General features: G+C 69.5%; 19 protein-coding genes. 5 read left to right on the top strand and 14 right to left on the bottom strand.

Features of this window, described 5'->3' with window-relative positions; translation table 11 throughout:
- Window positions 1–136 precede the first annotated feature (136 nt).
- The gene (locus EV644_RS24225; RefSeq protein WP_132190963.1) at window positions 137–2,011 is read left to right on the top strand and encodes a glycoside hydrolase family 127 protein; all 1,875 of its coding nucleotides are present in this window, start codon (window positions 137–139) and stop codon (window positions 2,009–2,011) included.
- 79 nt (window positions 2,012–2,090) lie between these two features.
- On the opposite strand, the gene EV644_RS24220 is transcribed toward EV644_RS24225, so the two are convergent.
- Window positions 2,091–3,062 carry a sugar phosphate isomerase/epimerase family protein gene (locus tag EV644_RS24220; protein WP_132190964.1) on the bottom strand — a complete coding sequence of 324 codons (972 nt, stop codon included), beginning with the start codon at window positions 3,060–3,062 and terminating at the stop codon, window positions 2,091–2,093.
- Window positions 3,063–3,149: 87 nt separating this feature from the next.
- A complete protein-coding gene (locus tag EV644_RS24215) occupies window positions 3,150–4,157 on the bottom strand; it encodes a sugar-binding transcriptional regulator (RefSeq protein WP_132190965.1) in 1,008 nt (335 codons plus the stop codon).
- A gap of 141 nt (window positions 4,158–4,298) precedes the next feature.
- On the opposite strand from EV644_RS24215, the gene EV644_RS24210 reads away from it, so the two are divergent.
- Genes EV644_RS24210 through EV644_RS24195 form a run of 4 tightly spaced genes read left to right on the top strand, consistent with a single transcriptional unit; the run spans window position 4,299 to window position 10,486 of the window.
- Window positions 4,299–5,177 (top strand): transketolase, encoded by an 879-nt coding sequence (locus EV644_RS24210; protein ID WP_132190966.1) that lies wholly within the window; start codon window positions 4,299–4,301, stop codon window positions 5,175–5,177.
- Window positions 5,174–6,154 carry a transketolase family protein gene (locus EV644_RS24205; protein WP_199239976.1) on the top strand — a complete coding sequence of 327 codons (981 nt, stop codon included), beginning with the start codon at window positions 5,174–5,176 and terminating at the stop codon, window positions 6,152–6,154. The genes EV644_RS24210 and EV644_RS24205 overlap by 4 nt, the downstream gene beginning before the upstream one ends.
- Entirely contained in the window at window positions 6,141–7,625 is a 1,485-nt protein-coding gene (locus EV644_RS24200; RefSeq protein ID WP_132190967.1) for an FGGY family carbohydrate kinase, read from the top strand. Before EV644_RS24205 ends, EV644_RS24200 begins: the two co-directional genes overlap by 14 nt.
- Window positions 7,622–10,486, top strand: coding sequence for a glycoside hydrolase family 2 TIM barrel-domain containing protein (locus EV644_RS24195; protein WP_132190968.1), 2,865 nt, complete (start codon window positions 7,622–7,624; stop codon window positions 10,484–10,486). The genes EV644_RS24200 and EV644_RS24195 overlap by 4 nt, the downstream gene beginning before the upstream one ends.
- Window positions 10,487–10,502: 16 nt before the next feature.
- Here EV644_RS24195 and sppA read toward each other — a convergent pair whose 3' ends face one another.
- The 12 genes from sppA to EV644_RS24135 all read right to left on the bottom strand — a co-directional run bounded on the left by sppA (window position 10,503) and on the right by EV644_RS24135 (window position 20,629).
- Window positions 10,503–12,161: a signal peptide peptidase SppA gene (gene sppA / locus EV644_RS24190; RefSeq protein WP_132190969.1), complete on the bottom strand. Its 1,659-nt coding sequence runs from the start codon at window positions 12,159–12,161 to the stop codon at window positions 10,503–10,505.
- A 39-nt stretch (window positions 12,162–12,200) separates the two neighbouring features.
- Window positions 12,201–12,632 (bottom strand): DUF2550 domain-containing protein, encoded by a 432-nt coding sequence (locus tag EV644_RS24185; protein ID WP_132190970.1) that lies wholly within the window; start codon window positions 12,630–12,632, stop codon window positions 12,201–12,203.
- Window positions 12,633–12,726: 94 nt separating this feature from the next.
- Window positions 12,727–13,131, bottom strand: coding sequence for a F0F1 ATP synthase subunit epsilon (locus EV644_RS24180; RefSeq protein WP_132190971.1), 405 nt, complete (start codon window positions 13,129–13,131; stop codon window positions 12,727–12,729).
- Window positions 13,131–14,585 carry a F0F1 ATP synthase subunit beta gene (gene atpD, locus EV644_RS24175; protein ID WP_132190972.1) on the bottom strand — a complete coding sequence of 485 codons (1,455 nt, stop codon included), beginning with the start codon at window positions 14,583–14,585 and terminating at the stop codon, window positions 13,131–13,133. Before atpD ends, EV644_RS24180 begins: the two co-directional genes overlap by 1 nt.
- Before the next feature lie 5 nt (window positions 14,586–14,590).
- Entirely contained in the window at window positions 14,591–15,502 is a 912-nt protein-coding gene (locus EV644_RS24170; protein ID WP_132190973.1) for a F0F1 ATP synthase subunit gamma, read from the bottom strand.
- Window positions 15,503–15,509: 7 nt separating this feature from the next.
- The gene (gene atpA, locus EV644_RS24165; RefSeq protein ID WP_132190974.1) at window positions 15,510–17,147 is read right to left on the bottom strand and encodes a F0F1 ATP synthase subunit alpha; all 1,638 of its coding nucleotides are present in this window, start codon (window positions 17,145–17,147) and stop codon (window positions 15,510–15,512) included.
- Window positions 17,148–17,252: 105 nt separating this feature from the next.
- Window positions 17,253–18,050, bottom strand: a complete 798-nt coding sequence (locus EV644_RS24160) for a F0F1 ATP synthase subunit delta (protein WP_132190975.1) — start codon at window positions 18,048–18,050, stop codon at window positions 17,253–17,255.
- The gene (locus tag EV644_RS24155; RefSeq protein WP_132190976.1) at window positions 18,050–18,616 is read right to left on the bottom strand and encodes a F0F1 ATP synthase subunit B; all 567 of its coding nucleotides are present in this window, start codon (window positions 18,614–18,616) and stop codon (window positions 18,050–18,052) included. Before EV644_RS24155 ends, EV644_RS24160 begins: the two co-directional genes overlap by 1 nt.
- 31 nt (window positions 18,617–18,647) lie before the next feature.
- Window positions 18,648–18,872 carry an ATP synthase F0 subunit C gene (gene atpE, locus EV644_RS24150; protein WP_132190977.1) on the bottom strand — a complete coding sequence of 75 codons (225 nt, stop codon included), beginning with the start codon at window positions 18,870–18,872 and terminating at the stop codon, window positions 18,648–18,650.
- Between the two features lie 73 nt (window positions 18,873–18,945).
- Entirely contained in the window at window positions 18,946–19,728 is a 783-nt protein-coding gene (atpB, locus tag EV644_RS24145; protein WP_132190978.1) for a F0F1 ATP synthase subunit A, read from the bottom strand.
- A 97-nt stretch (window positions 19,729–19,825) separates the two neighbouring features.
- Window positions 19,826–20,038, bottom strand: coding sequence for a hypothetical protein (locus EV644_RS24140; RefSeq protein ID WP_132190979.1), 213 nt, complete (start codon window positions 20,036–20,038; stop codon window positions 19,826–19,828).
- Between the two features lie 126 nt (window positions 20,039–20,164).
- Window positions 20,165–20,629, bottom strand: a complete 465-nt coding sequence (locus EV644_RS24135; protein WP_132190980.1) for a Cg1360 family ATP-synthase-associated protein — start codon at window positions 20,627–20,629, stop codon at window positions 20,165–20,167.
- Window positions 20,630–20,889: the final 260 nt, after the last annotated feature.

Here is a 20,889-nt window from a genome sequence, read left to right as displayed (position 1 = left end):
GCCAGTGGAAACCGCAGCGGCAATCGTTTGCACGGGCTCTTGCCCGGCCGTCTCACCGGCAGCTACGATCCCGGCCAGCCCGCCCCGCCGACCGGTCACGCGTCCGGTCGGGCCGACAGGAAGGTGCCTCTCAGCCATGTCCTCACTGCAGCCGCCCGACCCGTCGGCGGCCGTCGCACCGATCGCTGCCACGACGCTGCGGCCGCTGCCACTCGGCGCCGCGAAGATCACCGGCGGTTTCTGGTCGGAGCGCCAGGACGTCAACCGCAAGGCCACGATCCCCGCCGCCGGCGACCGGCTGGAGGAGGCCGGCACACTGCGGAACCTGCGTCGCGCCGCCGGTCGCGAGCCCGTCGCCGACGGCTTCACCGGCCGGCCGTTCGCCGACTCCGACGTGTACAAGTGGCTCGAGGCCGTCGCCTGGGAGCAGTCCCGCGAGCCGTCGGAGGCCTTCGCCGCCTGGCAGAGCAGCACCAGCGCTCTCGTGGCCGACGCCCAGGAAGCCGACGGCTACCTCAACACCCACATCCGCCTGGCGGTTCCGGACGGCCGGTTCACCGACCTGGAGAAGGGCCACGAGCTGTACTGCGCGGGCCACCTGCTGCAGGCGGCGGTCGCGCAGTACCGCGCCACCGCCGATCGCACGCTGCTGACGGTCGCGACCCGCTTCGCCGACCTGCTCGCGGACCACTTCGGCCCCGGCCGCACCGAGGGGATCGACGGTCACCCGCTGATCGAGATGGCGCTGGTGGAGCTCTACCGGACGACCGGCACGACCGCGTACCTCGACCTGGCCCGGTACTTCGTCGAGGCCCGCGGTCACGGCCTGCTGGTCCCGCCGGGGCACCACGGCCCGGCGTACTTCCAGGACCACCTGCCGGTGCGCGACGTCCGAGTCCTCGGCGGTCATGCCGTGCGGGCGTTGTACCTCGCGTCCGGAGCCACTGATGTCGCGGTCGAGACCGGCGACACGGAACTGCTCGACGCCCTGCGGGAGACCTGGCAGACGATGGTCGACACCCAGGCCTACCTCACCGGAGGTGTCGGCTCCCGCTGGTACGGCGAGGCTTTCGGCGATCCGTTCGAGCTGCCACCGGACGCGGCGTACTGCGAGACCTGCGCCGCGATCGCGAGCGTGCAGTGGAGCTGGCGGTTGCTGTTGGCAACGGGTGGGAGCAGGTACGCCGACCAGCTCGAGCGCACGCTGTACAACGCGGTGATCTCCGGCGTCTCCTCGACCGGCGGCGAGTTCTTCTACGTGAACACCCTGAAGGTGCGGAACAACGCGTACGCCGACGACCAGCGCTCCGCGGTCGCCGGGCGGCAACCGTGGTACGGCACGGCGTGCTGCCCACCCAACGTGATGCGCACCCTCGCGTCTCTCGACCAGCTGGTCGCGACCTCGGACGACAGCGGCATCCAGCTGCACCTCTACGCGCCGGCGACCGTGATGGCCGAGGTCGGTGGCGCGGCAGTCGGCCTCGAGGTGACGACCCGCTACCCCTGGCACGGCCGCGTGACCGTCACCGTCACCGAGTCGCCGGAAACTCCCTGGACACTGGGACTTCGGCTTCCTGCCTGGGCGGAAGGCTGCAAGCTCACGATCAACGGGACCGAGGAACCGGTCGGCGAGGTCGGCCGGACCGCAGCCCTGGAACGACGGTGGAAGCGTGGCGACGAGGTGGTGCTCGACCTGCCGGTGCGTGCCCGGCGTACGGCGCCGGACGACCGGGTGGACTCGGTGCGCGGCTGCGTGGCGATCGAGCGCGGCCCGTTGGTGTACTGCTTCGAGCAGCTGGACCAGCCGGACGGCGTCGTCCTGGACGAGACCGCGGTGCTGCCGGGCGAGCTGGTCGAGACCGACCGCCCGGAACTGCTCGGTGGGGTGACGACCGTCTCCGTGCCGGCCAGACGGCGCGACGGGAGCGGCACAACGTTGACCGCGATTCCCTACTATGCCTGGGCGAACCGGGCGATGGGACCGATGACGGTGTGGATCGACGCGCCCTGATCGGCCGGCTCGCTGACGGGACACCGGGACCACGGCTCCGGCGATGACCACGATTCGGGTCGTCGCCGGAGCACTCGGCTCAGGAGAAGAGCGCCGCCCGGACCACCCGCTGGGCAGCCATCGCGTCGTGCGTCGCCTGCGCCGCCCGCAACTGCTCCAGGTCGAGTCGTTCAGCTCTGGTCTCGAGCTCACGGAGCGCGGCGACACTCTCGCGAACCGCCTCGCCCGCGTCCTCGCGGTACGGGAAGAGGTCCAGCTTGAGCGGACCCTCCCAGCCGATCGAGCGGACCACATGCAGGAACTCCAGCGTCTCCACCAGATGCAGCGATCCCGCTGTCAGGTCGTCGTCCCACTCGCGGTAGTTGTCGTCCACCTCGATGTCGACCAGCCGGCCCATCCCGTGGGCGAGGCTGAGCGCCTCGGCCGGATTCTCCTTGGCGAACAGCGAGTGGCCGAAGTCGATCACCAGGCCGACGTTGTCCACCTTCATCTGCTCGATCGCCAGCAGGCTGGCCGGCGCCGTCCCCCAGAACAACCGGTTCCGCGGTTCCTTGAGTTTGTACTCGATCCCGAACGTCACGTCCGGGAACGCCCGCGCGACCGCACCGATGCCGTCGATCGCGTGTTTGCGCAGCGTCGGGTGGTCGACCTGGAAGGGATAGTCGTAGCCGTCCTGCCCGGGCCAGAACTTCACGTACCGGGCGCCGAGCTCGGCCGCCACCGCGACCGCTTCATGGCCGAGCTCGATCGCCTGCCGGCGGACGTCGGGATCGGCGCTGGTGAAGGAGCCGCTGCGGAAGCGCCGGTCGTAGATCACCGGCGTCACGCAGACGGCGGACAGTCCGTACTCGGCCAGCGTCTTCTTCACATCGGCCACCTCGACGCCGGGATCGAAGGGATAGTTGAGATCCAGGCCTTGCAGCCCCGCGGCGGCGGCCAGCTCGATCGTCCGCAGGGTGCCCACCAGCGGGCCGTAGCCGTCGGTGGCGTAGCGATCGATGATCCGTCCGAAGGTCCACATCCCACCGGTGTATCCGCGTGCACTCGTCATCGCATCCGCATTTCTATTCAGAGTATGGGGATATATTCCGAGCGTGACCGTAGGACGGCACCCGCGAGGTGTCAAGGGTGGGACGGCTCAGTCGGCGACGAGCTGCTCGGCCACCGTGCGGTCGGTGATCAGCACGTCGATCCACCCACCGAGCAGGGCGGCGCGGATGGCGGCGTACTTGCGCATGCCGCCTGCGACGCCCACACAACGCAGGTCGTCGCTGCGCACCTGCGCGGCGGACAGACCGAGGACGCGCTGGTCGAGCTCCGAGCGGACGGACTTGCCGTCGGCGTCGAAAAACCGCAGGCAGATGTCACCCACCGCGCCCTGGTCGCGGAGTACCTTCTGGTCCTCGGCGGAGATGGCGTTGCCGCTCTCCTTCAGCAGCGGCGACGGCTCCAGGCTGCCGATCCCGACCAGCAGCAGGCTGAGCCGCGACCAGGCCTCCATCACCTCGCTGACCACACGGTCCTTCATCAGCGTCCGCTTCGCGCTCGGACTGCCGACCAGTCCGGGCACCGGGAGCTGGACGGGCGCGGCGCCGGTGAGGTCCGCCAGCCGGCCGACCAGCCGCGCCGCCTGGGACTGGGCGGCCGGATTGCCGACGCCACCGAGGATCTGGACGACCTCCTCGGCAACCCGGGTCGGCCGTGGCGTCATCGACTCGACGGTCGCCAGCAGGGTCGAGCTCCACGACGAGATCCCGATTCGGTCACCGCCGGTGAGGGTGGTCTCCAGGTACACGGCGGCAGCCGCGCCGAGAGCCGGGATGACGTGCGCGTCGTCCTCGCCACTGGCGTCGACGACGATCGCCTCGCGCAGCCCGTACCGCTGCTCGACGGCGTTCTCCAGCTCGGTGTGCACACCGCCGGGCGGGATCACCACGGTCCGGACGATGCCGGCCATCACGGCCTGCTTGAGCAGCCGGGAGACCCGCGGCTGCGAGATGTGCAGCTGGGCGGCGATCTGAGGCTGCCGGACACCCTGCTCGTGGTACAGCTTCGCGACCTTGGTGAGCAACCGCAGATGGTCGGCGGACGGCTGCCGCTGGGCTCCCGCCCGCGCACCGGCCCGGCCCGCGTTCGCCGTCGTCATGCTGGTCCGTCCCTGTCTCGAGTCCTGGCTAGAGCATGCCATGTCCGACCGGTTCCGGACCCGCCACCCGGACCGCCGTTGACGCATCCGGCGAGCGCCCGGCAGAATTGGAACATCCATGCGCTAGTGAATAGGTATTCTATGTTGACCTCGAGTCGCCCGCAAGTCGAGCAATGGCAGGCGTTCCGCGACCGCGTCCGCGACGCCGGCCGGGACGAACGCGCCCTGCTGCTCGCCACCGCCTCCGACCAGATCCGCCGCGACGTGCTCACCATGATCGAGCGGGCGGGTCTGGGACATGTCGGCGGCGACTTCTCCGTCACCGACATCCTCGTCACCCTCTACGCCTCGGTGCTCTCGGTCGCGCCGGCCGAGCCCGACTGGCCGGACCGGGACCGGTTGATCCTCAGCAAGGGTCACAGCGCGGCCGCGCTCTACGCGACCCTGGCCTCCTGCGGCTTCTTCCCGGCCACGGAGCTCGCCACCTTCATGGCTCCCCTGTCGGCGCTGAGTGGCCACCCGGACCGGACCAAGGTGCCGGGCATCGAGACGAACACCGGTCCACTCGGCCACGGCCTGCCGATCGGCGTCGGCACCGCGCTGGCGGCCCGGCTCCGGAACAGCCCCGCGCGCACCGTGGTGATCCTCGGCGACGGCGAACTGCAGGAGGGCAGCAACTGGGAGGCCGCCATGTGCGCAGGCCACCACCGCCTCGGGTCGCTCACCGCGGTGGTCGACCGCAACGGCCTGCAGCAGGGCGCCCGGACCGAGGACACCAACGCGCTCGAGCCCCTCGCGGACAGGTGGCGGAGCTTCGGCTGGTCGGTCGCCGAGGTCGACGGGCACGACCACGCGGCCCTGGCCGAGGTGTTCGCCGTCCGGTCGGATCGCCCCACCGCCGTCATCGCCCACACCCAGAAGGGACGCGGAGTGTCGTTCATGACCGACCGGGTCGAGTGGCACCACAAGGTTCCGAGCCGCGACGAGCTTGCCCTGGCGCGAGCGGAGCTGAGCCGATGATCGAGTCCACCCCGGTCCGCCCGGCCACCGACCGGCGGACCATGTTCGACTGCCGGCAGGCGTTCGCCGAGCAGCTCGCCGCGCTGGCCCGGGTGGACGAGCGGGTGGTTGCCGTGTGCAACGACTCGGTCGGCTCCAGCAACCTGGCCGGGTTCCGCGACGAGTTCCCCGACCGTCTGGTGAACGTCGGGATCGCCGAGCAGAACATGGTCGGCGTCGCCGCCGGCCTGGCCAACGGCGGGCTGCTCCCGTTCGTCTGCGCCGCTGCTCCCTTCCTCACCGGCCGCGCGCTGGAGCAGATCAAGGCCGACATCGCGTACGCCGACCGGCACGTGGTGCTGTGCGGGATGAGCCCGGGCGTCGCCTACGGACAGCTCGGGCCGACCCACCACTCGATCGAGGACCTGTCCTGGTTGCGGGCGATCGCGAACCTGCCGATCGTCGTACCGGCCGATCCCGCCCAGACCCGGGCGGCGGTCCGGTGGGCGGCGTCGGCCGACGGCCCGAGCTATCTGCGGATCCCGCGCTCGCCGGTGCCGGACCTGTTCGGGCCGGAGACGACGCTCGAGCCGGGCCGGTTCGTTCCACTGACAGAAGGCGACGACGTGACGCTGGTGGCCGCCGGGACCCTGGTCTGGCGGGCCGTCGAGGCGGCCACGCTGCTCCGGCACGAGGGCGTCTCGGCCCGGGTGCTGGCCGCACCGTTCGTCGAACCGCTGGACGAGGCCGCTGTCATCGCGGCGGCCCGGGAGACGCGCGGGATCGTGTCCGTCGAGGAGGCCACGGTCAGCGGTGGCCTCGGGGCCGCCGTCGCCGGAGTGGCCGGCCGGTACTGCCCGACGCGGGTGCGGGTGCTCGGAGTACCAGGGGTGTTCGCCCCCACGGGGGACGTCGAGTTCCTGCTGCGGTACTTCGGCCTGACCGCGACCGGGATCGCCGACGCCGCCCGGGCGGTGCTCGCCGATGCCGCCCGCTGAACCGCTCGTCCTGGCCGTCGACCAGGGCAGCAGTGCGACCAAGGCGGTCCTGGTCGACCGGCGCGGACGAGCGGTCGCCACCGGCCGGGCTCCGGTCACCGAGCGGCATCCGGAACCAGGACACGTCGAGCAGTCGGCCGTCGAGCTCCTCGCCAGCGTCCACCGGGCGGTCGCCGACTGCCTCAGTGGGTACGACGCGTCGCGGGTCGTCGCGGTCGGCCTGTCCACGCAACGCGAGTCCGTCGTGCTCTGGGACTCCCGGAACGGTGAGCCGGCCGGCCCGGTCCTCAGCTGGCAGGACCGGCGGACCGTCGCCGAGGTCGAGCGGATGGCCCAGCAGGCTGATGTCCCCGAGCTCGTCCGCCGCCGCACCGGTCTGCCGCTGGACCCGATGTTCTCGGCGTCGAAGGCCCGCTGGCTGCTGGAGCACGCCGATCCGCGGGCGGTTCGGGCGGGTCATCTGCGGCTGGGCACGATGGACGCCTGGCTGCTGCACAACCTGACCGGCGCCAACCGGACCGAGCTGGGCAACGCGTCCCGCACCCAGCTGCTGGAGTTGGACTCAGCCGGCTGGGACGACGACCTGCTGGACCTCTTCGGGATTCCCCGCGGCTGTCTTCCCGAGGTCGCGCCGTCGGCCGGTCCGCTCGGAACCTGCCGGGGCCTGGCACCGCTGCCGGACGGAGTACCGGTCACGGCTGTGCTCGGCGACTCACATGCCGCGCTGTTCGCGCACGGGGTCACCGGGCCCGGAGTGGTCAAGGTGACGTATGGGACCGGCTCGTCGGTGATGGGCCTGGTCGACCCGGACGTGCAGGTCGCCGCCGGTCTGTGCCGGACGATCGCGTGGGCCGATCCGGCGCCGCGGTTCGCTGTCGAGGGCAACATTCGCGCGACGGGTGCGACGATCCGCTGGCTGGCCGGATTCCTCGGCCTCGGTCCCGCCGAGGTCATCGCCCTGGCCGCCGCGTCGCAGAGCGACGGCGTGCAGCTCGTCCCCGGCTTCACCGGCCTGGGTGCGCCCTGGTGGGACGGCTCGGCGGTCGGGCTGGTCAGCGGTCTGACGCTCGGTGCGACACCGGCCCAGCTGGCCCGGGCGGCGGTCGAGTCGATCGCCTGCCAGGTCGAGGACGTGCTCGCCGCCGTCGACGCCCTCGGGACCCCGGTGACGACCGTGCTCGCCGACGGTGGTGCCAGCGCCGACGACTCGCTGATGCAACTCCAGGCCGATCTCAGCGGCCGGGTCGTCCGCCGATCGGCCGACGGGCAACTCTCGGCCAACGGTGCCGCCCGGATGGCCGGCCTCGGCTGCGGCCTGTGGACCGAGGCCGAGCTGCCGGGCCTGACCCCGGCGTACGACGACTTCCGGCCCGCTCTCGATCCCGGGCTCCGGGCGCGGAGGCTGGCCGAGTGGCACGACGCGGTGGACCGATCGCGCGGCACGAACCGGCAACTGGGAGGAGCACGATGAGGTACTACGAGGATCCGGGCCCGGGGTACGGCGCTCTGCCGCCACGCGCCGCGGTGCGCTCGGACGCACCTCGGTTGAGCCTGAACGGGACCTGGCGCTTCCACCTGGCCGAGTCGGTCGCCGAGGCGCCGGCCGGGTTCGAGCGGGAAGACTTCGACGACTCCGGCTGGGACACCATCCCGGTCCCGTCGAGCTGGCCGATGCACGGGTTCGGGCGGCCGGCGTACACGAACCAGCCCTACCCGTTCCCGCTCGACCCGCCTTACGTACCGGACGAGAACCCGACCGGGGACCACCGGCTCGGGTTCGAGCTGCCCGAGTCGTGGTCCGGAGCGTCCGCCGTGCTCCGCTTCGACGGGGTGGACTCGTGTGCGCGGGTCTACCTGAACGGTGTGGAGCTGGGGGTCACCCGGGGCAGCCGGGTGCCGGCCGAGTTCGACGTCAGCGAGCAGTTGCGGCCGGGGCGGAACGTGCTCGCCGTCCGGGTGCACCAGTGGTCGTCGGGCAGCTACCTGGAAGACCAGGACATGTGGTGGCTGCCGGGGATCTTCCGCGACGTCACGCTGGTCGCTCGACCGCCCGCAGGGGTTCCGGACGTGTTCGTGCACGCGGACTACGACCACCGCACCGGGACCGGCACGCTGCTGGTCGAATCGGTGCCCGGGGCAACGGTACGGATCCCGGAGCTCAGTGTCTCGACCGTGGCCGGGCAACCGGTCCCGATCCCCGGCGTCGAGCCGTGGTCCGCCGAGTCCCCGCGGCTGTACGACGTCGTGGTGGCGACCGAGGCCGAGTCCGTGACCCTGCGGACCGGCTTCCGCACAGTCGCGATCAAGGGCGGCGTCCTCACCGTCAACGGGCGGCGGGTTCTGTTCCACGGGGTCAACCGGCACGAGCACGATCCGGTCCTCGGCCGGGCGATCCCGGAGCACCGGCTGCGGCAGGAGCTGCTGGTGATGAAGCAGCACAACATCAACGCGATCCGGACCAGCCACTACCCGCCGGACTCCCGGATGCTCGCGCTCTGCGACGAGCTGGGGTTCTGGGTGATGGACGAGTGTGACTACGAGACGCACGGGTTCTTCCTGCTCGGCTGGCGCGGCAATCCGGCCGGCGATCCGCAGTTCGAGGCGGCGTCGCTGGACCGGATGCGGCGGCTGGTCGAGCGGGACAAGAACCACCCGAGCGTGATCATCTGGTCGCTCGGCAACGAGGCCGGCACCGGACGCAACCTGGACGTGATGGCCGCGTGGACCAAGCAGCGCGACCCTTCCCGGCCGGTGCACTACGAGGGGGACCTGACGAGCGCGTCGGTCGACATGTACAGCCGGATGTACGCCTCGCACGCCGAGGTCGAGGCGATCGGCCGGCGCGCCGAGGAGCCGCTGAACGACGCGGAGCTGGACGCCCGCCGCCGGGCGATGCCGTTCGTGTTGTGTGAGTACTCCCATGCCGGGGGCAACGGCCCGGGCGGGTTGCCGGAGTACGAGGAGTTGTTCCACCTGTATCCGCGCTGCCAGGGCGGGTTCGTCTGGGAGTGGATGGAGCACGGCATCAGCCGGCCCGGTGGCGGGTACGCGTACGGCGGCGAGTTCGGCGAGGAACTGCACGACGGGACCTACGTGCTGGACGGTCTGGTCTTCCCGGATCTCACCCCGCAGCCCGTGCTCGCGGAGGTCCACAAGGCCTTCGAGCCGGTGCACCTGAGCGTCGACTCCGAGGCCAGGGAGCTGCGAGTGGTCAATCGGTACGACTTCGTGGACACCTCGCATCTGGCTCTGCAGTGGGAGCTCGCGGACGACGGTCGGGTGGTGACGCGCGGTCTGCTCGCCCTGCCGGTGGTGGCGTCCGGCGCGGAGGCCACGGTCGACCTGCCGAAGGAGGCACTCGACCTGCCCGGGCTGTACTCCGAGCGGTGGCTGACCGTGCGGGCCACGCTGGCCGCCGACACTCCGTGGGCGCAAGCAGGTCACGAGGTCGCCTTCGGTCAGGGACAGCTGAGTACAGGAAGGCCGCCTGTTGCGAGTACGCGGGCACCCACCTCTTCGAGCTCCGGCTCACTCGCTCTCGGGCCCGGGCGGTTCGACCGGCACACTGGACGGCTGGTCGGGCTGTACGAGTGGCCAGTCAGCCATGTCCCGCTGGAGCTGTGGCGGGCACCGACTCAGCATGATGCGCGGACCTGGGACGCGACCACTCTTGACCGCAGGACGAGATGGGCCGACGCCGGACTTCATCGGTTGCGGTACCGGACCTTGTCTGTCGAGAAGAGTGGCGACGAACTGACGGTGGTCACCAAGGTGGGGGCGGCCGCGATCGACGCCGGCGTGGTCACGACGTACCGGTGGAGCCTGGTGGACGACCGGTTGACCGCCGAGGTCGAGGTCGAACCGGTGGGAACCTGGACGGTGCCGTGGGCCAGGGTGGGTCTGACCCTCGGTCTGCCGGCGGGGTTCCGGGACCTCACCTGGTTCGGCCTCGGCCCCGGCCCGGCGTACCCGGACTCGCGGGCCGCCGGCCGGGTCGGGCGGTTCACCGCGACTATCGACGACCTGCAGGTTCCGTATCTCTACCCGCAGGAGAACGGCGCTCGCGGCGACGTCCGGTGGGCCGAGTTGTCCGGACCTGCCGGGCAGCTCCGGGTGGCCGGCGATCCGGTGCTCGCACTGACCGTTCGCCGCTGGACGATCACGGACCTCGCCGCCGCGGACCACCCGGAGGACCTGGTGCCCGGTGACCGGATCTGGCTCACGCTCGACGCCCTGCAGCACGGTCTCGGCAGCCCCACCAGTGGCGCCCCGATTCTGCCGCCGCACGACCTGCAGCCGCGATCCCACCGGTTCCGGTTCAGCCTGGGCTGACAACCAGGACCCGGCGTTAGGTGAGGCGCCAGTTCAGGGGCATCGTCAGTACTCCGGTGGGCGGGAGGCCGAGTGCGGCGTAGATCGCGCTGGTGAGGCCGTCCGCGGTCCAGGCCTTGGCGGTGGCGGCCAGGTCCTCGGTGGATTCCGGCGGGCGCAGGCGATCCAGCAGGGACCGATGGGGTGCCGCGGTGAGGGCGATCTCGTCACGGTCGAGGCCTGCTCGCTGGCAGGCGAGCTGGATCGCTCGCTCGAAGCCGCCGAGCTCATCGACCAGCTTGCGCTCGTGGGCGTCGGCGCCGGTCCAGACGCGGCCGCGGGCCAACGGCTCCAGCTCGGACTCGGGCATCCCGCGGTCCTGAGCGGCCTTGGCGACGAAGTCCGCGTAGATGCGGTCCAGTGTCTCCTCGAGCCGCTCCCACTGCTCCGGGGAGAACTCCTCCTGGGCCGAGTACATCCGCGCGTTCTCGCCCTGCGACACCGCCTCCTGCGAGATGCCGATGCGGCCCAGCGCGTCGCGGACGACTCCCTTGCCCGACAGCACGCCGATGGAGCCGGTGATCGTCCCCGGCTGGGCGACGATCACGTCCGCCGGCATGGCCACGAAGTACCCGCCTGAGGCAGCCACGCTGCCCATGGAGGCGATCACTGGCCGGCCGGTGGCTCGCAGGCGCAGTACCTCGTGGCGGATGGCGTCGGAGGCCACATACGAACCGCCCGGGCTGTCGACTCGCAGTACGACGGCTTTGACCTTCTCGTCGTCGGCTACAGCGCGCAGTGCGGCGCCAATGGTGTCGGAGCCCGAGCCGGAACCACCCATGGGGCCACCACCGGAGTTGCGGCCGACACTGATGGCTCCACTGACCCGCACGACGGCTACTACGGGCTTCTGCGGCCAGGGGAGGTTGTCGCGCACATCCCGGAGAGTGCGGGGGCCGCGGCGGTGGTAGCGCTCCACCAGCAGCGGTGTGGTCTCCCCCAGGCTCTTCTCGAGCGCGTCGTACACGTCGGACCGATAGCCCAGCTGGTCGACCAGACCGGCCTCACGCCCGGCTTCAGCGGACAGTGGTGCGCTGTCGACGAGCTCCCGCACCCTCGCGGTGTCCAACCGCCGCCGTACGGCGATGCCCTCGACGATCTGCTCGAAGGCAGACTCGGCCAGGCGGGTCGCCATCTCCTTGGCAGGCCCGGTCATCTCCTTCTCGGTGAACGTGTCCACGGCGGTCTTGTACTCACGCCGCTTGCCGAACTGCGGGATCACCCCGGCCTTGTCCAGCGCTCCCCGGACGAAGATCGCCTGCACGGAGACGCCGGTGACCCCCAGCTCCCCTGACGGCTGGACCCAGATCTCGTCGAACGCGGTCGCCAGGTAGTACGGCACGGTCCCCCGGCTGACTTCTCCGAACGACTCGGTCCAGGCGACCGCGGTCTTCCCGGACGCGCGGAAGTCCGCCACCGCCTCCCGGAGATCCTGTACCTGCGCCAACGACAACGCCGGACCACTCAGGTGCGCCACCACCCCGCGCACGTTCTCGTCGCGAGAGGCCTTCCGCAGCCCCTCGACCAACTCCCGCAAGGTCGGCAGATGCCGCATCCGGAAGGCAGCCACCGGCGATGCCGGCGGCGTTTCCAGCACACCCCGAGTCAGATCCAACTCCAGCAAGATGCCCGTCATACACCGACCCTAGACAAGCCGGGCAAGAAGCGCAGGCAGCTAGAGGTAGGTCTCGGTGCTGGGTGGGGCGGATTCCATCCAGGCCAGGACGCCGGTGAGGGCTTCTTCGGTCATGGCGAAGTGGACGGTGCGGTCATGGAGCTCGGCGTCGACTATCACGTGGCCGGCGTAGGTGACCAGGGGCTCGTTGCCCATCGGGCGGCGGGTGGTGACGCCTTGGAGCCGGCGGCGGTTGACGATGAGTTTCGGCCACCAGGCGAGGCTGAAGACGCGAAACCACTGGAGGTCGTCACCGACGTAGCGGGCCAGGCCCAGGGCCCAGCCGCGGCCGTGGTCCTTCTGGGCGAGCTGGAGGCTGCAATCGAACGTGCCGCCGTCCCTGGACAACCAGCGACGACGGCACGCGAAAGCGACGATCAGCAGTGCGGCGGCAAGCAGACAGACCCCGACCACATCGAGGACTGTCCTCATATTTTGCCGACCTCATTCCTGGTGCCCTCGCTGAATTGGCACCAAACCCCGAACCCGTACTGACTGTGACGATATTCAATTATTACAGGCAGGGTCAGGACGCCTTCTCGGCGGCCCTCACCCTGGCCTCGGCGATCCGGACCTGCTCCTGCTCGTCCTCGGAGTCGGTCCCGATGGACTGGGCCTGCTCGAGCGCCCGCTTGGCCTCTTCCAGGTCGATGTCGTGCCCCATCTCGGCGTTCTCGGCGAGGATCGAGACCCGGTCGTTCGCCACCGAGATGAAGCCGTCCGGCGCGGCCGCGACGAAGTACTCGTCGTCGACGGTCCGCACCTGGACGGTGCCACCCTGCAACAGACCCAGCAGCGGCGCGTGCCCCGGCAGGATACCGACGTCACCGTCGGTGGTGCGGGCGATGACGATCTTCGCCTGCCCCTCCCATACCGTCCGCTCGGCCGCGACCAGGGCGACCTCGAGGTGCTTGCCGGTGTCCTCGGCCATCAGAGTTCCTTCTGGAGCTCAGCCCAACGCCGCTCGACGTCGTCCAGGCTGCCGACGTTGAAGAACGCCTGCTCGGCGATGTGGTCGCACTCACCCTCGGTGATCTTCTTGAACGACTCGATGGTGTCCTTCAGCGGCACCGTCGAACCCGGGGTGTTGGTGAACTTCTCCGCCATGTAGGTGTTCTGCGACAGGAACTGCTCGATCCGGCGCGCCCGGGCGACGGTGATCTTGTCCTCTTCGGACAGCTCGTCGACACCCAGGATGGCGATGATGTCCTGCAGCTCCTTGTTCTTCTGCAGGATCTGCTTGACCCGGACGGCCACGTCGTAGTGCTCTTGGCCGATGTACTGCGGGTCGAGGATCCGCGACGTCGAGCTCAGCGGGTCGACAGCCGGGTACAGACCACGCGAGGCGATGTCACGCGACAGCTCGGTGGTCGCGTCCAGGTGCGCGAAGGTGGTGGCCGGCGCCGGGTCGGTGTAGTCGTCGGCGGGCACGTAGATCGCCTGCATCGAGGTGATCGAGTGACCCCGGGTCGACGTGATCCGCTCCTGCAGCACGCCCATCTCGTCGGCCAGGTTCGGCTGGTAACCCACCGCGGACGGCATCCGGCCGAGCAGCGTGGAGACCTCGGAACCGGCCTGGGTGAACCGGAAGATGTTGTCGATGAAGAGCAGCACATCCTGGCCGGCGACGTCGCGGAAGTACTCCGCCATCGTCAGCGCCGACAGCGCGACGCGAAGACGCGTGCCCGGCGGCTCGTCCATCTGGCCGAAGACCAGCGCGGTGTCCTTGAAGACGCCCGCGTCCTCCATCTCGTGGATCAGGTCGTTGCCCTCACGGGTGCGCTCACCGACGCCGGCGAACACCGAGGTGCCACCGAAGTTGTGGGCGATCCGGTAGATCATCTCCTGGATCATCACGGTCTTGCCGACGCCCGCACCGCCGAACAGGCCGATCTTGCCGCCCTGAACGTACGGCGTGAGCAGGTCCAGCACCTTGATGCCGGTCTCCAGCATCTCGGTCTTGGACTCGAGCTGGTCGAAGGCCGGCGCCTTGCGGTGGATCGGCCAGCGCTCGGTGATCTCGAACTCGGACTCGTCCTGGCTCAGGCACTTGCCGGTCACGGACCAGACGCGACCCTTGGTGACGTCGCCGACCGGGACGGAGATCGCCGCACCGGTGTCGCGCACCTCGGTACCGCGGACCAGGCCGTCGGTGGGCTTCATCGAGATCGCCCGGACGATGTTGTCGCCGACGTGCAGCGCCACCTCGAGGGTGATCGTCTGGGTGGTGTCGCCCAGGGTGATGTCCACCTCGAGCGCGTTGTACATGTCCGGCATCGCGTCCGCGGGGAACTCGATGTCGACGACCGGGCCGATCACCCGGGCGACGCGGCCAACGGCACCTGCCGCGCCGCTGTTGTCTTTCTCGGTAACCGTGGCAGTCATCTCTCTCACTCGCTCCCGGCGGAAGCATCGGCCAGCGCACCCGCGCCACCGACGATCTCGCTGATTTCTTGGGTAATTTGGGCCTGACGCGCCTGGTTGGCCTCACGCGTCAGTCGCTCGATCAGGTCCTGCGCGTTGTCCGTCGCGGACTTCATCGCCCGCTGCCGGCTGGCCAGCTCGGAGGCCGCAGCCTGCAGCATGCAGTAGTGGATCCGGCTGGCGACGTACTTCGGCAGCAGTCCGTCGAGCACGTCCTCCGCGGACGGCTCGAACTCGTACAGTGGCAGTACGTCGTCGGGCTCCGGGGCCTCCTCGCCCTCGACGACCTCCAACGGCAGCAGCCGGATGACGTCCGGGCGCTGCGTCAGCATCGACACGAACCGGGTGAAGACGATGTGGATCTCGTCCACACCGCCCTCCTCGGTCGGGGTCAGGAATGCCTCGATCAGGGCGTCGGCGATCTCCCGGGCCCGGGTGAACGACGGCGCGTCGGAGTCGCCGCTCCACGACTGCGCGATCTCGCGCTGCCGGAAGGTGTAGTAGGCGATCCCCTTGCGGCCGCTCAGGAACGGCAGGATCTCCTTCTCGTCCTCGCGGAGCAGCTGGTTCAGCCGCTCACCCTCGCGGATGACGGAGGAGGAGTACGCGCCGGCCTGGCCACGGTCCGAGGTGATCAGCAGCACCGCGGCGCGCTTCGGGTTCGGGTTCTCGGTGGTCAGCGGGTGGTCGACGTTCGAGAACGTCGCCACCGCCGACACGGCACGGGTGAGCTCACGCGCGTACGGACCGGCCGCCTGGGCGCGTTGCTGCGCCTTGACGATCCGGGACGCCGCGATGAGCTCCATCGCGCGGGTGAGCTTCTTGATCGTCGAGACCGAGGCCCGGCGCTCGCGAAGCTGCCGCAGAGTGGCTGGCATGGGTTGATCAGCCCCGCTTCTGCCGGACGATCTGCTCCTGCTCGACGTCCTCTTCGTCCATCGCCTCAGTCTCCTCCCGGCCGACCAGCAGCTCGCCGCCGGAGGTCTGGAAGGTGGGCTTGAAGTTGTCCAGCGCCGTCACCACGGCCGCCTGGGCGTCGTCGTCGAACAGGCTGGTCTCGCGGACGCCGTCGAGCACGTTGGACTCCCGGCGCAGGTAGTCCAGGAACTCACGCTCGAACCGCAGCACGTCCTCGACCGGGACGTCGTCGAACTTGCCGGTGGTACCGGACCAGATGGAGATGACCTGCTCCTCCACCGGGTACGGCGAGTACTGCGGCTGGCGCAGCAGCTCCACCAGGCGCTGACCACGGTCCAGCTGACGGCGGGAGGTGGCGTCGAGGTCGGAGGCGAACATCGCGAACGCCTCCATCGAGCGGAACTGCGCCAGGTCCAGCTTGAGCGAGCCGGAGACCTTCTTCATCGCCTTGACCTGGGCGGCGCCGCCGACCCGGGACACCGAGATACCGACGTCGATGGCGGGGCGGATGTTGGCGTTGAACAGGTCCGACTGCAGGAAGATCTGGCCGTCGGTGATGGAGATGACGTTGGTCGGGATGAAGGCCGAGACGTCGTTCGCCTTGGTCTCGATCACCGGCAGACCGGTCATCGAGCCGGCGCCGAGCTCGTCGCTCAGCTTCGCGCAGCGCTCGAGCAGCCGGCTGTGCAGGTAGAAGACGTCACCCGGGTACGCCTCGCGGCCCGGCGGGCGGCGCAGCAGCAGCGACATCGAGCGGTAGGCCTCGGCCTGCTTGGTCAGGTCGTCGAACACGATCAGGACGTGCTTGCCCTGGTACATCCAGTGCTGGCCGATGGCCGAGCCGGTGTACGGCGCGACGTACTTGAAGCCGGCCGGGTCGGACGCCGGGGAGGCCACGATGGTGGTGTACGCCATCGCGCCGGCCTCTTCGAGCGCGCCGCGCACCGAGGCGATCGTCGAGCCCTTCTGGCCGATCGCGACGTAGATGCAGCGGACCTGCTTGTCCGGGTCGCCGGACTCCCAGTTGGCCTTCTGGTTGATGATCGTGTCGACCGCGATCGCCGTCTTGCCGGTCTTGCGGTCGCCGATGATCAGCTGACGCTGACCGCGGCCGATCGGGATCATGCCGTCGATCGCCTTGATACCGGTCTGCAGCGGCTCGCGGACCTCCTGGCGGTCCATCACGCCCGCGGCCTGCAGCTCCAGCGCGCGGCTGCCCTCGAGGTCCTTGATCTCACCCAGACCGTCGATCGGGTGGCCCATCGGGTTGACGACGCGACCGAGGTAGCCCTCGCCGACCTGCACGGACAGGACCTCGCCGGTCCGGCGGACCTGCTGGCCCTCCTCGATGCCGTCGAACTCACCGAGGACGACGACGCCGATGTCGCGGACGTCGAGGTTCAAGGCGATGCCCTGGGTGCCGTCCTCGAACTCGAGCAGCTCGTTCGTCATCGCCGAGGGCAGGCCCTCGACGTGCGCGATGCCGTCACCTGCGTCGACAACGGTACCGACCTCTTCGCGGGTCGCCGTCTCCGGTTCGTAGTCGGAGACGAAGCGATCCAGGGCGTCCCGGATTTCCTCCGGCCTGATCGTGAGCTCCGCCATTATCTTCCGTCCCTGCTTCCTTGACCTAGCCGGCCTGGTGTCTTGGCCCTAGAGGTTTCCGTAACTAGCACAGGCCGCTAGCGCCATAAAATTTTGTCGTTAGGGTCAGCCCGCGATGCGCCGTTGCGCCTCGTCGAGCCGGGCCGCGATGGTTCCGTCGATCACTTCGTCACCGATGTCCACCCGGACGCCGCCGACGACCTTGGGGTCGACGATCACGTTCAGCTGGATCTGCCGACCGTACTGCCGGCCGAGCGCCTCGGCGAGCCTCTGGCGTTCGCCTTCGGTCAGATCGACCGCCACCCGGACGGTCGCGATGCTGGCGTTGCGCCGGGCCGCGGCAGCGACCTGGTACGACCGCATCGAAGTCGCGAAGTGCCGGCCACGGCCGTCCACCGCCCGCTCGGCGAGCCGCACGGTGACGGCGTCCGCCTTGCCCTGCAGCAGCCCGTGGATCAGCTCCTGCCGGGCCGCGACCGGGATGTTGCGGTCGCTCAGCTTGTCGCTGAGAGCCCGCTCGGCCGAGATCACCCGGTCGAGGCGGAACAGCTCGTCCTCCACCTCGTCCAGCTTGTCCTGCGAGTCGGCGTACGCGATGTCAGCCTGGACGCTCAGCTCGTCGAGCGCGTTGCCGAGGTCACGGCTGCTCACCCAGCGGCCGCTCACCGCGGCCGTCAGGACCTCCAGCGCCTCGGCGGCGATCTTGCCACCGAACAACTGCTGAACCAGCCCGGTACGGGCCGGCACCGGACGAGCCGGGTCGGTCAGGGCCCGCCGGAGCGAGCCGTTCCCGTCCAGCAGCTTGGCGATCGAGAACAACTCGGTGCCGAGCCCCTCGGTGACGGTGACACCCGCCAGGGCCTCCTGGGCCCGGGCGAGTGACTCCTTCGATCCGCCGCGCATCAGCCGTCCGTTCCCACAGCCTGGCGGGCGGACTCCGACGACTCCAGGTCCGCCAGGAAGCGCTCGACGGTGCGACGCTGACGCGCCTCCTCCTCGAGCGACTCACCGACGATACGGCTGGCCAGCGTGGTCGCCATGGTGCCGACCTCACGACGCAGCGAGGCGACGGCCTGGGCCCGCTCGGCGTCGATCTGGGTGCGGGCGTGGGTCACGATGCGGTCAGCCTCGGTGCTCGCCTGCTCGCGCATCTCCGCGATGATGAGCGCACCCTGCTCGCGCGCGTCCTCGCGGATCTTCGCCGCCTCCTGCCGGGCCTCGGCAAGCTGCGCGTTGTACTTGTCCAGCGCCGCCTTCGCCTCAGCCTGGGCCACCTTGGCCGCGTTCATCCCGCCCTCGATCGCCTCGGTCCGGTCGGCATAAGCCTTCTCGAACTTCGGAACGACGACCTTGGCGAAGGCGATGGCCAGCAGGATCAGGAAGACGAAGCCGAAGATGATCTCCGCGGTATGCGGCATCAGCGGGCTCGGGCCCTCGGCCTCGGTCAGCGGAAGAACTAACGTCAACATGTCTGGATCCTGTCAGTCGAAAGGGGGGCGATCAGGTGCGGAAGACGAAGGCGAGCGCGATACCGATGATCGCCAGCACCTCGGTGACGCCGAAGCCAATCCACGCGATCGACTGCAGCTTGCTCTGCGCCTCGGGCTGTCGCGCGGTGCCGCTGATGACGGCCGCGAAGATCAGACCGACACCGACGCCCGGGCCGATCGCGGCGAGGCCGTAACCGAGGACGGCGATGTTGCCGGAGAGCTCGAGAGCGTTCATTGCAGTGTGTTCCTTTCGGTACGGATAGGGACTATCCGGGTTTCCGTTGGTACGGGTCTGTGGATGGTGTGGATCAGTGTTCGTCGGCGAGCGCGCCGCCGATGTACTGCGCGCTCAGCACGACGAAGATGTAGGCCTGGATGCACTGGACGAACAGCTCCAGTCCGGCGATCGCGAGGCCCATCAGCAAGGTGATGACGCCGACGCCGCTGAGCGCGATGCTGCCGGAGTGCAGCAGCAGGTACTCACCGCCGAGGACGAACACCAGCAGCAGGATGTGGCCGGCGAACATGTTCGCGAACAGCCGCAGGCTCAGCGAGATCGGCCGGACCACGATGTTCGAGATGAACTCGATCGGGATCATCAGCGGCAGCAGCCAGAGCGGCACACCGGCCGGCATGGTCTGCAACTTGAGGTAGCGGAGGAGCCCGTGCTTGCGGATGCCGACCCCGTTGTAGATGACCCAGCTCAGGATGGCCGCGGAGTACGCCCAGCCGATGTGGCTGAAGGTCGGGAACTGGACCAGCGGGATCGTCGCGGCCACGTTGTTCAGCAGGATGAAGAAGAAAAGGCCGCACAGGTACGGCACGAACTTCATGTAGTCCTGGCTGCCGATCGCGTCGCGGGCGATCGAGTTCCGGACGAAGTTGTAGCCGAGCTCGCCGGCGAACTGCAGCTTGCTCGGCACGATCGCGGACTTACGGGACGCCCCGTAGAAGAACCAGACGATCAGGACCACCGACAGGCCGGCCACCAGGACCGGCTTGGTGAACCAGTCGACGCCCGGGATGATGGGCGGCAGCTGGAAGTCCTCTGGACCGGGTGGGTTGAACTCGGTCGAAACGCCGGCGATCACCGGGTCTCCTCTCGCGTCGTGCTCAAGTCGTTCGCCATCGGGCTAAGGGCAGGGCGGCTCAGGGCAAGGCGGTCAACTACGTCAGACCCGGTAGGGCTCAGGACTGCCCGTACCGGAAGTGCAACAGCAAGATGGTGAGGCCGGCACCGAGGACGATGCCCACCGGAAGCAAGAACTGGGTGCCCAGCCAGCGGTCCAGACCGAACCCGATTCCCCCGTAGATGAGGATTCCGCCGATCAAGTAGGACAGGACCCGCCAGCCATCGCCGGAAGTGTTCGGCGTCGGCTTCGGATCCTCTTGCTGGCTCATTGGCACCCGAACGGTAGCAGTCGGCGACAGGCCGGGTCATATCGGCCTGAGCGGGGTGTTCAGTGCGGTTCGCCACACCCTTGATCACGACTGGGAAACGGCTATCCGAGGCGTCACGGACGGTGATCATCTGTTCACCTCGTGGTCGAGGTCGTAGATCGGAATGCGCAGTCGCGACCAGGCCCAGATCTCGCCGGCCATCCAGCCCATCACGACCACCAGCGCGCTCACTCCGAGCGCGGTCAGGTTGACGTTCTCGGCCAGGTTCTCGGAGCTCAGGGCCAGGGCGAGGAGGCCGCCGAAGATCGCGATCCGGCCGGTGTAGGAAGCCATCGCGACCGCGAGTTGCACGGTCGGGCTGGTCCGGCGGGACAGGTGCAGCGCCAGCAGTCCGGCGCCGGAGAAGATGATCACCATCAGCAGCCCCAGCAGCGCACCCCACAGGCCCTCGATGCCGGCGGCCACGGTCGCCACGGCCACGGCGTTCACGCCGACGACCACGGCGGCGACGAGTGCGCCGCGCAACATCGCCAGCGCCGGGTGCCGAGTGGCCTGGCCGGCTTCGTTCTGGCTGACTACTTGGGGAGCCATCCGGTCGTTCCGTCCTGCTGGCGACCGGGATTGTTGCCCTCGGTCGTCGGGTGGGCGGGGTCAGGGGTGAAGCTGTACTTCGCTGGTGCTTGTGAAAACTAGCACAAAGTCTTCGCAGTCAGCAAAACCAGCACCCTGCCGCTGTACACGAACACCCTATCGGTAGCCCACGTCACTCACTGGTCTGGTCCCCCTCCAGCTCCCGCAGGCATCGTCAGTACGCCCGGAAGGACCTCGGTACCGGGATCGTCCAGGAACTC

Source organism: Kribbella orskensis, assembly GCF_004342085.1.
GTDB lineage: Bacteria > Actinomycetota > Actinomycetes > Propionibacteriales > Kribbellaceae > Kribbella > Kribbella orskensis.
This window is presented reverse-complemented; position numbering and strand designations above follow the sequence as displayed.